We start from the raw sequence: 12957 nt of genomic DNA on the forward strand, positions 1-12957 counted from the left end.
TCGTCAATCAGGTTCTGCCACTGCTTTGCCGAGCGGCGAATGCGATAGGTCGAAGACATGATCTGCTCCTTGAGTTGAGTTTGGGAGCAGATTACTGACTCAGCAACGCGCGGGGAAGAACGGTGCGGAATGGACGCTTACATACCAGCGCTGGACGGCAGATGGCGCTGTGCGCGCCGACAGACGGCCGGAGGCGGCACGCCCGTTGCCATCTCACGCGCTCAAGCCCGAAGAGCGGCAAGAGATTGTAAGGATCTGCAACGAGCCCGAGCACGCTTCCATGCCGCCCGGCCAGATCGTGCCGAAGTTGGCTGACGAGGGCCGCTACCTGGCTTCGGAGTCGAGCTTCTACCGCGTGCTCAATGACGAGGACCAGCAGCACCATCGTGGACGTGCTCGCAACCCTGCAGCGGCCCGACCGCCAGCGACTCACCGCGCTGATGCGCCCAACACCGTGTGGTGTTGGGACATCACCTGGTTGCCGGGCGATATCCGCGGCCGCTTCTTCTTCCTGTACCTGATCATGGATCTGTTCAGCCGCAAGATCGTGGGCTGGGAGGTGCACGAGAACGAGAGTGCCGTGCACTCCAGCGATCTGGTCCAGCGCAGCGTCTGGAAGGAAGGCTGCATCGGAAATCCGCTGGTCCTTCACGGCGACAACGGCAGCCCGATCAAGGGCCAGACGGTGCAGGTCATGCTCGGCAAGCTCGGGATCACCGCCTCGTTCAGCCGACCGCGGGTCAGCGACGACAACGCGTTCGTCGAATCGCTGTTCAGGACCTGCAAATATGTGCCGCACTTCCCCAAGACTGGCTTTGCCTCGCTCGAGGCCGCGCGCGAGTGGGTCTGTGACTTCGTCGACTGGTACAACCACCAGCACAAGCATCGCGGCATCAACTACGTCACGCCGAACCAGCGTCACACCGGGCAGGACATCGAGATCCTGGCCAAGCGGCACGCCGTCTATCAGGCGGCGCGAGAGCGGCATCCGCAGCGCTGGAGCGGAGATACCCGGAACTGGTCACCCGTCGGAACCGTGTGGCTGAACCCGGAGAAGGAAGAGCGGCCAGAAAAACAGGCTGCCTAAGCATGGGTAAGGCGACATCTATCTTGACAACCACCGTCAGGGCGCCTGAATGCCGAGAATCTGGCGGAAAAGCTCGCGGTCGTGCATGGGACTGGACTCGAATCAGGGCCAGTCGGTAGCCTATCCGAACCGGTCAACCCACACAAAACCGGAAAGAGCCACCAATATTTTGGGCGCCAGAAGTCATCTACAGAGAATTGTAAGATGAGACCTCAACTAGGGAAGTGATTCCGAATATACTCAACGAGTTTCGGACCCTCAAGCTTGTCCGTAGCGGGATTAGTACGAACATAAAATTCTTTTTCGTCAAGGTAGCATGGCGACGTTGCCTGCCTGCACTCAACCATTAACACATAAGCATCGCCGAGAGCTATGATTTTCTGGTCAATAAATGGGTAATTCTGCTCACCGATACGCTCTTTGATTCTGTTCTTAAAATGAAGTAAAAATCCATCGTTGTTCTTATGAAATCGCCTTACTTCATCATTAACCCCTACGATTTCGCCGTCGTCGGTAACTCCGACCAATAAGGTGCCACCCTTTGTATTCAGGAAGGCTACTATGGTCTTGAGGGCAGAAACCTCGATGTATTTCTCCTTTGTCCCTTTTCTGACATCTAGGCTGAGCGTCTGTTTAAATTCGACCGTTGCAGACTCCCCCTCCCGAGCCATACCCATTATCCGATCCGCCTCGGTCAAAGCTCCAATCTTTTCCAGCATACTATCCACTTGACCTCTTATCGCGGATGCACTTCTTGGATTAAGCGCCAGATCTTTCTGGAATCCTTCAATTGCGTTTTTTAAGGTGAAGAGCTTACTATGAGACTCAACAATTTCCTCCTGCTCTTGGATGCCCGGAAGGGCAAGCGGTGCTCGAGCAAGTTCAGCCTTAGAAATCATTGATATCACTGAACCTCGGGTTAGAGACTTTAGAACCAGCAACCCGAGATCAGAGCGAAAGAAAGCTGCAACATAGGAATTATTTACAGTATCCGGAAATACAACTTCAAAAAGATTCTGGTGCTTTATGCTTGCTTCTTGTAGCTTATCGACTACCGCCGAATCACCAAACATTGGAACATAGACTGCGTTTTCCTTGCCAGTGAATGATTCGCCTGATCCAACAGTGTTCATCTCACTAGCCACCTGACCTAGAGGACGCGATTGGTATTCCTTATATTGTGTCTCCAGTCGATCAAGCTGAATCCTAGCCTTCAAACCATCGAAGCCAGTGAAGTCCCCACCGTCAATCATCATCCCCTCGGCCAAGGAGTCCCCATCGTACCCATCCACAAATGCTCGGGCGACAGATGACGCCTGCGCCACATCCTCCAGCTCTGCCGCAAACACCCTACCTGGAGACTTCCTGCTTATTACGGCGATTACCGGACGAATGATAGACGTAGTCGCGAGAAGATTTGGAGGGCAGTTAAAAATACCGTCTAATGCAAATCCATCGCCCTCTAGCGATTTCAGGAACTTTTCGCCCTGTCGGAGCCCAAACGCAGGCTGCTCAACGATCGCAATGCAGACACCCGTGTCATTTAAGAGGCAGAGTGCCTTTGCAATCTCGATCCAATTTTTCTGAACCTTCATCAATGAGCCACCAATATCAACCTCTTCCTTAGCCATTGATAGCGGTGCGTCGACGGCAACAAAATCAACCCTCATGGAAGCGACACTCTCATACCAATCAGCTCCCTCAACCACCGTCTCGAAGAACTTTGATTCGATTGACACATCGTTGGTGACTCTTACTAAAAGAGAATGTTTAGAACCGCACTCTGCTTGCAGAGATTGCACAAAGCTCATGACTATTTGTTCAGGCTCCATAACCTCTCCAATCAATGCCTATACAACAGCGCCGGCTTTTAGAGTATCTTATCGGGCTGTTCGAAAAATTGACTCAGCCTCGCTACCGTATGCCGCCATTTTGGCGTCTTCGGTGCGCAGACGGTGTTCTGGTTGCCGAACAGACCAACTTCATTGAAGGCCTTCTCCAGCGGAACAGTTTCGATCCAGTCAACGGCGACAAAATACTCGCAGAGATCCGAGTCGTCCACGTGATCACGCATGTAATGGTCTTCGGTGAGCACGTCCAGTGCTGGGCGGAGTGCGCCACCGGGGCCTGGCAATTGGAAGTCCGCCGCTGGAACGGCCTTCTCAGTTACCCGACCCACTCCTACGAAGCCAGTTCCGGGCACCTTGACCCAGATCCTATCGCCGGGTTCTAGCAGGTTCAGGGTGCCGCTGTACCAGGAGCCACCGCCAGCAGAAACGAAACCGTATTGCCTTGCTTCTTTCCATGATCGGCCCATCCCGTGGCCGAACGACACGTAATACTCGCCATTCCATGGCTCTTTCTCGGAAGGACGTCCTCCGGTTGTCGAGGCAGCCATCTGTGTTTCGACTGGATCATGCAGCCAAGCGCGGCTGAGTAGCGGACCGTCGGGGCTCTCGAATATCTGGAAGCAAAGCACATTGATGGGGATGTCGCGTTGGTTCAGATAATCGACGATACGTTCGCTGCTTGCATCTAGCGAGGACGCTACGATCACAATCTGGTGGCTCTCGTTGAGGGTGTCCTCGTCGAGCCGTTGGCCGAATTTCTCGTGGTAGGCACGGCCGAGATCGTCGCCCCCTGAAAAACGACTAAAGATGCGACCGATATCTTCGGCCTCCAGCGACTCCGCCCACGCTGCGTAGTCGATCGCCTGGGCTACCACGTCACGGGGCGTTCGGGCGCGTTTTAACTCAATCAGGATCAGCGCACCATCGGGCGCGAGTGCGAGCAGGTCAATCCGCCCGCCATGTCCGGTATCCTCCTGTCGGCCAATAATCAACCACTCGGGGGAGAGGATCTCCGGCGCGGAGACGATCATATCCTCCAGCAGTGTTTCACTGTCGAGGAACCCGTGTTTCAGGGCCTGCGGTCTCTGACCCACTCTCCAAATGCTGTGGCGGATGGGCATCAGGCGGCCTCTCGTTCGCTTGACGGGGCTCCAAGAGCTTTGTGGAGAGTTGCCTCTAGCAGGCGCCCACGCGTGGCATCTGATATCCGAATGGCACTCTCCAGCCGATTGGTCAAACCCATGAGTTCATCGACTCTTTCTGCGATCCGATGCTGTTCTACGAGAGGTGGAAGCGCAATAGGAAAAGACCTTAAGTACCCTAAAGACACGAAGGGCTGGAGCCCACCGGTAGCTTCACTTCTCATTACATGGGAAGCGAACTCAAGTAGATATTTCAGAAACTTCGGGGATTGGTCCTTGCTATCTATATATTTGAACAAAGCAACGTTTTTGATGCTGAAGGCCTTATTGGTATCGACAATAACAGGATTGCCGATACTACCAATCATGGCAAAAAGAACGTCATTCTTCTCTACAAGTGATCGCTGGGAAATCTTTCGATGATCTTCTTCACTGATGAGTTTTACGCCATCAAATGATAGGACTCCGGATGAAAGATTTTTGCTTGTGACAAGGGGAACTCCTTCGCTAACATACTTAGGTGTGTCGTGCGTGCCATCGCGGACGTCATATATTTCACCAAGCCTTGCGGCCAACCACCCAGTCGGCACATTGAAACCTAGCTCCTCGCTATCTGGCTTAGGAGGCATTTTTAACCTCCTTAGCTTCTTAGAATTAATCAACTCTTCTCTTCTTCTCTGAAGTCGATCCATCAATTCTGATGCTGGCTCGTCCGAAGGATCTTGTTCCACAAGCCTTCCCCGAATAGCAAGATTGAGGATAGTCTCGCGGAGAGCTCCGACCTGCTTCGGGCGTGCGGTGAGGGCGGGGAGCGCGTCAAGGGCGAAGCGAGCGTGGTCCGGGAACACCTCGGGATCGGTGTGGGGCGCGGTCAGGCGGGCGAGGCTGGCGGTGGTTAGCCGGTCTCGTATGGTCTCGCGCGCGGTGCGGGTCGCCTCCAGCCGGCCCAGCAGCGCCATCAGCTCCTCCACCTTGGCCACGATTCGCTGCTGCTCAGCGAGAGGGGGCAGAGGGAAGGCAACACCGGCGACGATCTTGCCCGAGACTTCCTTGAAGGTTGTTCCCGGAGCCCTCGCATCGATCTCAGGCGCGAAAGATCGCATCACTAGAGCAACGAATCGAGAACAGTCAGCAACGTAAGACACGATGGACTTGAATCCTTGATTTGTAGAAATCGGATTCGAGGCGATGGCCACATAGCCTATCGGCGCACGGCTAGTAAAAAGCACGGTCCCCGCCGGCATCAGGGTAGCCGAGGACGACTTGAGCCCTTTTTCAGTCAGATCTCGCGAACCTCGTTCGATATAAAGGCCCCGGTAGCCGCCAAGATCGGCCGGGGTCAGCCATGGAATGCCGTCACCAGATTCAGCGAAATTCTCGGTATCGCCTGCACGGGGCGTACCGCCACCAACAATAGCGCCTACAGCATCAAGACGGCACCAACGCCACGCAGGCGGGATGTCGAAAGGTCGTTCAACTTCCGAGCCGTTGGCAAGATTCCGGGGTTTTCTGATTTCTCCTGCCTTTACCAAATCTTCCTTCGCTGCTGCGATTCGCTCCAGTAATGTGGAGGCAGGCTCATCAGCTGGATCCTGCTCAACCAGCTTGCCTCGCACGGCAAGATCCAACACAAATCTCTGCAGTTGCTTGATGGCGTCAGGCGCCTCAGCTATCTTGTCGTAGAGTTCAAGAAGACGCTCAGCATTCATCGAATCAGCGCCTCCGACAGGATGGCCTTGAGCTGATCGCGCAGTGCGGCAACCTCGGCCTCGGCGTTAGTCAGTTCTTCTAGAAGGATCTCAGGGTCGCCGAGCTCCTCTTCCACCGTATGGGGGTTCTTGATGTCGAGGTTGTAGCCACGCTCCTTCACCTCCTCTGCGGTGACTTTCCAAGCGCGTTCCGTTTCCTTGCGACCCTTGCGCTCCGGCCCGCCCCACCATTCCACGCAGTCGTCCAGGTGCTCCAAGCGGATGGGTCGGGTCATGGAGTAGGCTTTCTGGCCCTCGGGGACCTGGTGCTCCCAGAACCAGATATCTTTGGTGGGCATACCCTTCTCGAAAAACAGCAGATTTGTGCCGATCGAGGCATACGGGCGAAAGACTGAGTTGGGCAGGCGGACAATGGTGTGGAGATTGCACTCCTCGAGCAGGTGCTCCTTGAGCCGGGTCTTGACGCCCTCGCCGAAAAGCGAGCCATCAGGTAGGACCACCGCCGCCCGACCGCCTGGTTTCAGCAGGCGAATAATCAGAGCGAGGAACAGGTCGGCCGTCTCGCGGGTGCGGAAGTGCTGGGGGAAATTGGCCTCGATGCCATCCTCCTCGCGCCCACCGAAGGGCGGATTGGTGAGCACGATGTCAACGCGTTCGTCCTTGCCCCAGGAAATATAGGGACGGGCCAAAGTATTGTCGTGGCGGAGGAAGGAGGGATCCTCGATGCCGTGCAGCAGCATGTTGGTAACGGCCAACATGTGGGGGAGCTGTTTCTTCTCGACCGCCCGGAGCGAGGATTCCATCGTCGCCTCGTCCTCGGGGCGCTTGACGTAGTGCTCACGCATGTGGCGGATGGCGCAGGTCAGGAACCCGCCAGTCCCGCACGCGGGATCGAACAGGATCTCGCCGGGCTTCGGGTCGGTCATCTTCACCATGAACGAAGTCACAGCGCGTGGCGTGTAGTACTCGCCGGCATTTCCGGCCGACTGCAGATCATTCAAAATCTGCTCGTAGATGTCGCCGAAATGCTGGCGCTCGGACAGATTGTTGAAGTCGATGCCATTGATCTTGTTGACGACCTGGCGCATCAACTGTCCTGACTTCATGAAATTGAAGGCGTCCTCGAACACATCACGGACGGTCCGGGCGCGAGGCGTACGAGGGGCCAGGCCCTTGAGGGTTGGGAACAGATCGTCGTTGATGAAGTCCATTAGCTCGTCACCGGTGATGCCTTCCGGATCCGCGGCCCAGCTGCGCCACTGCAGGCGCTCGGGGATCGGGGAGCGATAGTCATCCTTGACCAGTTCCAGCTCCTTATCCTGGTCGTCGATGATCTTGAGGAAGAACATCCAGCACAGCTGGCTGATTCGCTGGGCATCGCCGTCCACGCCGGTGTCCTGGCGCATGATGTCCTGGATGGATTTGACAAGCGTACGTACAGCCATGAATCAGTATCCTTGAATCTTTGCAAAGACTGCGGCTTCGACGTCACAGACTCGAAGCTGCGGATTAGTATCGATTGCGGCATTCCTAATGGTTCTGCAGTCGGCGAGAAATTCTTCGTAGCCCGCCACCGATTCGGTGTATCCCAGCGCGTTGCGAATGATGCTATCGAGGATCACCGCCTTCTCCGGGCGGAGGAACCGAACGATCTTCGAGGCGAACGACTGACCGAGCTGGTTAAGCTGGCGAACTGCTTCCACACCGGCTCCGACGCTTCCCTGGTCGGTCAGGGCTACAGATCGCTCCAAAGTAGACGCCACATCTACGGCAGCGTTCTTGGCCACGAAACGACCTGCAAACCGGTGCCCGCCGCCCCACTGGATGACCTCCGAGGCAAATTCCATCGAGGCCTCCGGCGTATATCCAGCGGCGATCACGGCATCAGCCTCGGCCTCCAGGCGATCCGCCGGCTCCCATTTCTGACGGTGTTTCTCCAGAAGCTGGGAGATTTCTGCCGGATCGAGCTCTAACCGGACGATCTTAAGTCGATTCTCGTGCCGTATAACCGGCATATTCAGGCGGTCTCCCCGTAGAGTTCATTCTGCAGATCGTGCACGGCCCGCTCAAATGCAGCCTTGCCGCCGAACGCGCGCACAAGCTCAACCGTCGTACCCAGCTGATCCAACGGCGGAATCCGCAGCACATTCGTATCATCCAGGTTCAGGACGCCTTCATCGGCATATTTCTCGAGCAGCGCATCGAGAACTGCGCGGGCCTGCTCACCATAGCGATTGAACACATCGCGCTTCCTGACGTTATCGGCTCGCTCGCGTCGCGTCAGCGGCTTGGCGCCGAACGCTACGTGGCAGATCAGATCGAATGGATCCAGGTCCTTGCCGAGCTCGTCCAGGATCGGATCGAGCGGCAAGCCCTCAGCCTCCAGCTCCTCTAGCAGTGCGTGCTTGCGCTCTGCGGCGTTCCAGCGGCGAAGGAAGTCATTCAGGCTGGCAAAGCGCTTACGCAGCGCTTTCTTCGTGAAATCCCGCAGCGACTCGGTCACCAATTGGCCGTTGGCATCCAGATATTCCACTCGCTCGGCGACGATCTCGGCAGAGACGCCGTCGACGTAGACCTTCGGCCGCGGTTCCGAGCGCGGCTCCGGCATGGTCGGATCATCGAGAATCGTTTCGTCCTCGCCGGGCGCCTCGGGGAGATCTTCGCCTTCCTCGTCGGTCGGCGGCGCCTCAGGTGGGTCGATCGGACCAGTGCCGCTGGGTTCGTAGATCTGCACGGGCTCGCCATCAAAATCCGGATCCGCGAAGTGGCTGGTCGCGCCGCGAAAATCGATAAGCGTGAAATAGTACTTGCCGGTGTCCTCGTGCACCCGGGTTCCACGCCCGACAATCTGCTTAAATTCGGTCATCGAGCCCACCTCGCGATCGAGCACGATCAGCCGGCAGGTCTGGGCGTCTACCCCGGTCGAGAGCAGCCGCGAGGTCGTCACCAGCACCGGCCACTTGGACTCCGGGTCGATGAAGTTGCCCAACTGGGCCTGTCCCTCCGGGTCGTTTCCGGTAATCCGCATCACGTAGCGGGGGTTCTCCAGCACGAGATCGTCGTTTTCGTTGACGAGCGCCTGTCGCATGCGAGCGGCATGTTCCTGATCGACACAGAACACGATGGTCTTCTGATAGCGGTCTCCAGCCTCCTTGAGAAATTGGGTGACCTTCTTTGCTACCAGTTTGGTGCGCTCGTCTAGGACTATGTGCCGATCGAAATCCCTAGTGTTGTAGATCCGATCTTCGATCGGCTGCCCAACCCGATCGAGCTGGCCCCTCTCCGGGCGGTAACCCTCCACATCGCGGTCAATGTGCACCTTGACGACCTTGTACGGGGCCAGAAAGCCGTCCCGGATGCCCTGCTTCAGGGAATAGCTGTAGATCGGATCCCCGAAATAGGCAATGTTGGAGACGTACTTGGTCTCCTTGGGTGTGGCGGTCATGCCGATTTGGGTAGCCGACTCGAAGTACTCCAGGATCTCGCGCCAGGCCGAATCCTCGGCCGCGCTGCCACGGTGGCATTCGTCGATCACGATCAGGTCGAAGAAATCCCGCGAGAACTCTCGGAAAAGCTTCTGGTTCTCCTCAGGGCCGGTGATGGCCTGGTACAGCCCGAGATACACCTCGTAAGACGTGTCGATTCGCCGCTGGCGGTCCACGGCCAGGGGAAGCTCCGTCTCCAACCCGTCGGCCCGCTCGATGGTTTTCGAGTGGGTCGAGAGCTTGGCCATCGCGCCACCGAACGGCCGGAAATCATTGACCATGGTCTGGTCGACCAGGACGTTCCGGTCGGCCAGGAACAGAATTCGCTTTTTCCGGCCCGATTTCCAGAGCCGCCAGATGATCTGGAACGCCGTGTAGGTCTTGCCTGTACCCGTGGCCATGACCAGCAGGATGCGGTCTCGACCCTTGGCAATGGCCTCGATCGTGGCGTTGATGGCGTTGACCTGGTAGTAGCGGGGTGTCTTTCCGCTGCCGTCGTCGTGATAGTCCTCCAGCACGACCTTCTCGGCCTCCGGGTCCAATCCCTTCCAGGCCCGGTAGCGCTGCCAGAGATCTTCGGGCGCAGGGAAGTCGTCCAGGTCCAGATCGACCTCGGGCTGGTCACTGGCGCCGGTCCGGTCGTGGAAGACGAAGCCGTCCCCGTTGGACGAATACACGTAGGGAATATTAAGGGTCTCGGCGTATCCCAGCGCCTGCTGCATGCCGTCCCCGACGCTGTGCCGGTTGTCCTTGGCCTCGATCAGTGCCACCGGAATATTGGGCTTGACGTAGAGAATGTAATCGGCCCGCTTGGCCTTCCCCCGACTGACCAGCTTGCCGCGGACGATCAGGCGCCCCCTGGTGAAGCTGACCTCCTCCCGGATCTGCAGCATCTCGTCCCAGCCCGCCTTGCGCAGCGCCGGAGTGATGAATTTCGTACAGATGTCGCGTTCGGAGAGGTCTTTCTTGTTAATCATGCCCGCCCTTCTTAGCTGACTGCCCTCGTCCGGTACTGTACCGATTCGTCCACTATAATCCAAGGAACTGCAGCAACTTGGATCGAACTCGCCCGACCGGAGTTTTCTAGCCAAAGATTCCCACGGAATCAGACACAAGGAATTCCTCGGCCATTCCCAGCGAACTGACAGTCCTGCTGGAGCGGAAAAGCCACGGCGCGCGTAAGTGCGTCCGGCGGAGGCCCGCTAGGGCCGGAGCGTACTTGAGCGACTTGTTATCCGTCATGCGTGTACCTCCCTCCAAGCCCCCCAACCGGAAGAGGCCACTGACCAAGCAAGCGCTCCAGATCAGAGATCCGTGCGTTCCCAATATGGACGGCTTCGGGAAACAGGTTGGGGCTGAATCGCTTCCCTGCAACATCTTCTGCCCGATCTAGCTTCAGGCGTTGGACCGTTCTGGTTGGAATGTTGCTTCTGCACTTTTTAACCAATTGAGTGAGTCGTGTGTCAGCAGTGGCGATTAGTACATTATTGACGCCATGAAGATGACCTAGATGAATACCCATCGCAACAATAATCTGATCGAAAGTTCCGGCAGGCCGCGCATACTTCTGTGTGCGTTGAATCTTGAAGTAGTGGTCGATTGGAGCGACAAGGTCAATTCCCAGCACATGATATCGATTAAGCTCAAGTTGGTAAAAAACGCGTCCGTTGTGAATGTCTTTTTGGAACTGATCACACAAGGACTGGTAAATGCGGGTATCGATCGTGCCACCGTTCTTAACAACGTGCTGATTGTGCCTTCCGAATGAATACTTCGCGAAGATGCTGAAGGCCTCCGCAATTGCGATATTAGGAATGTAGAGAAAATGCTCGGATTCGCCGGATCGGACTGAATCCACTAGTGTCCGGACACGTGCCCGGGCTTTTTGATGATTCAATGCTCGCGGGAGGTAGTACCCCACGACGAGATTTGTGTCGAGCACGATGTACATGACAGCTGACTAGCTTATCTCTTGCAAATTGTCGCCACATGCAATCCAAAATCGATTTGTTCGAATACTCATTGGCGACGTAAATCGATACATATACAGCAACGAGTTGCGGATGCGGCAATGACTGGCAATTAAGATCTTCGTATGGGGGTTGAGGCGGAGCGAGTGTGCCGGATCCAAAAAGATGCATCTGCGCGTGCCTTCCTGATTCAGGCTCCTTGAACAAACGCACAAGTCATTGCGTCGTGATCCGCCCTATGAGTCTGTGTGCTCCCTCCTCGCCGATTTCCATCATTGCTAGGGCGATCTACGAATCGCGACTGCCCACAAACGTTCTCCCATTGCTCGCCAGCTGATCTCGTCTGCCATCCGCTTCGCCCAACTTAAGTGCTTTTTAGGTTAGCACACCGGAATTGTCGGGCGCTAGGGACAGGGGACGCTGTCGGGATTTGTTGATGGACATGGATGGGATTTGTGCTAGCGGCCGTGTCGTGCTGGGGTTCTACTCGCGGCACGGGCTTACAACTCCCCAGTTTGTAGAGCGTTGGAATCGACGGTGGGTCCGGGTAAGATCGAGAAGACGGCCATATCCTCGCGGTTTCAGTGTCAGAGAGCCTCACAGCATCCTCAGCCGATCGAGCTAAGCATTTACTTTCTTAATTGTTATCCAATAGAGCGACTTGACCTACTGGAAGCTGGTTCCTGAGGAGGCCCAACGCGTCCGAATATACTGTGGCCATAACTGTCTCAAATTGGAGCTCGTCCCATAGCGAGTGATATTCGGTCTCAAGCTCAATTAACGGCCGCAAACTACAAACCCAATTAAACAGCGCTTCAGCGCGGCTACCATCGATGACTGTCTTATCTGTCCATAGGCCTGCAAACGCATTAAGTAGCTCACTAGGAGATCTATCTCCGTCGCTCTTTCGGCTCTCGGCGTGGAGGCAGAGATATAAGATATCCTGCTTGCACTCACCAAACGTGAGTAAACTCGGACTACCGTCAATTCGGTGCCACCATTTGTTGTCCAGCGTCCGGCCAAATATATAAGTGCATTTGTATAGCCAGGCATCGTGATCATTATCTAGGTCTCCTGGTTCCGGGGCGAAGTGACCTTCTGCAACTGTCACATCGGAGGGAAAAACATTGCCCCGCATAATGTCGTCGTCGAATTCAGATCGAGGATAGTCGCGAAGCGGGTCAAATCCCTGAAGTTCCGAGGGTGGATTTAACCGCTGCAGGGCGTCAAGAATTAGGATCTTTCGGCCTCTAGGTACACCAGGAAGAAGCGGCCTTCCATTCTGGATTTCAAACTCTCCGGTATCGCAGATATCGTGATACATGCGGACGCGAGCTTTAATCAGTCTCATTGGCTATACATTCCAAGCGATAAAAGAATCGGTTTTCTATTATTCATCAGGGCAAGCAAAAATATATATGGCGCACTAATTTGTGTGGTGCAATCTCGGTGCTGAACTAATCAATTCACGGCAGTAGAAGCGCGTACTTTACGATAGAACGTCACGGAACGTGTCAACCTATTCCCAACACATCGGCGACGATTTCTATGTAACAACCTCGGGCAGCTCGATGCTGACCGGTGTTGGTGAGACTTCGAACGCACCTGGTGTGCCGAGTAACTCCGTTGCGGTCTGACCATCGTCGGGATTGATCGAGACGACCGCTGGTGGCCTGGCAACTTGGGGTGGTCCTTTGACGTAGCGCTCGGGATG

8 protein-coding genes are annotated in these 12957 nt (G+C 55.9%); 1 reads left to right on the plus strand and 7 read right to left on the minus strand.

All coding sequences use genetic code 11. The features are described 5' to 3' along the window. Positions 1 to 169 precede the first annotated feature (169 nt). Positions 170 to 1087, plus strand: coding sequence for an IS3 family transposase (locus ACEWQ0_RS05560; RefSeq protein ID WP_476484771.1), 918 nt, complete (start codon positions 170 to 172; stop codon positions 1085 to 1087). A gap of 212 nt (positions 1088 to 1299) precedes the next feature. Here ACEWQ0_RS05560 and ACEWQ0_RS05565 read toward each other — a convergent pair whose 3' ends face one another. From ACEWQ0_RS05565 to ACEWQ0_RS05595, 7 genes are all read right to left on the minus strand, one after another. Then, complete coding sequence (locus ACEWQ0_RS05565; RefSeq protein ID WP_476484772.1) at positions 1300 to 2919, minus strand: RNA-binding domain-containing protein; 1620 nt, start codon at positions 2917 to 2919, stop codon at positions 1300 to 1302. Between the two features lie 38 nt (positions 2920 to 2957). Continuing rightward, a complete protein-coding gene (locus tag ACEWQ0_RS05570; protein ID WP_476484773.1) occupies positions 2958 to 4058 on the minus strand; it encodes a hypothetical protein in 1101 nt (366 codons plus the stop codon). Further along, entirely contained in the window at positions 4058 to 5788 is a 1731-nt protein-coding gene (locus ACEWQ0_RS05575) for a restriction endonuclease subunit S (protein WP_476484774.1), read from the minus strand. The genes ACEWQ0_RS05570 and ACEWQ0_RS05575 overlap by 1 nt, the downstream gene beginning before the upstream one ends. Then, positions 5785 to 7233 (minus strand): N-6 DNA methylase, encoded by a 1449-nt coding sequence (locus ACEWQ0_RS05580; protein WP_476484775.1) that lies wholly within the window; start codon positions 7231 to 7233, stop codon positions 5785 to 5787. The genes ACEWQ0_RS05575 and ACEWQ0_RS05580 overlap by 4 nt, the downstream gene beginning before the upstream one ends. A 3-nt stretch (positions 7234 to 7236) precedes the next feature. Continuing rightward, positions 7237 to 7803, minus strand: a complete 567-nt coding sequence (locus ACEWQ0_RS05585) for a hypothetical protein (protein ID WP_476484776.1) — start codon at positions 7801 to 7803, stop codon at positions 7237 to 7239. Positions 7804 to 7805: 2 nt separating this feature from the next. Further along, positions 7806 to 10247 (minus strand): EcoAI/FtnUII family type I restriction enzme subunit R, encoded by a 2442-nt coding sequence (gene hsdR / locus ACEWQ0_RS05590; RefSeq protein ID WP_476484778.1) that lies wholly within the window; start codon positions 10245 to 10247, stop codon positions 7806 to 7808. 257 nt (positions 10248 to 10504) lie between these two features. Then, positions 10505 to 11224, minus strand: coding sequence for a hypothetical protein (locus tag ACEWQ0_RS05595; protein ID WP_476484777.1), 720 nt, complete (start codon positions 11222 to 11224; stop codon positions 10505 to 10507). Positions 11225 to 12957 lie beyond the last annotated feature (1733 nt).

This window comes from Wenzhouxiangella sp. YN9 (genome assembly GCF_056324165.1).

Bases quoted from the DNA above. Each gene is read 5' to 3' on its own strand.
- ACEWQ0_RS05570 (WP_476484773.1), bottom strand. From the start codon at position 4,058: ATGCCCATCCGCCACAGCATTTGGAGAGTGGGTCAGAGACCGCAGGCC.
- ACEWQ0_RS05595 (WP_476484777.1), bottom strand. From the start codon at position 11,224: ATGTACATCGTGCTCGACACAAATCTCGTCGTGGGGTACTACCTCCCG.
- ACEWQ0_RS05575 (WP_476484774.1), bottom strand. From the start codon at position 5,788: ATGAATGCTGAGCGTCTTCTTGAACTCTACGACAAGATAGCTGAGGCG.
- ACEWQ0_RS05565 (WP_476484772.1), bottom strand. From the start codon at position 2,919: ATGGAGCCTGAACAAATAGTCATGAGCTTTGTGCAATCTCTGCAAGCA.
- ACEWQ0_RS05585 (WP_476484776.1), bottom strand. From the start codon at position 7,803: ATGCCGGTTATACGGCACGAGAATCGACTTAAGATCGTCCGGTTAGAG.
- ACEWQ0_RS05580 (WP_476484775.1), bottom strand. From the start codon at position 7,233: ATGGCTGTACGTACGCTTGTCAAATCCATCCAGGACATCATGCGCCAG.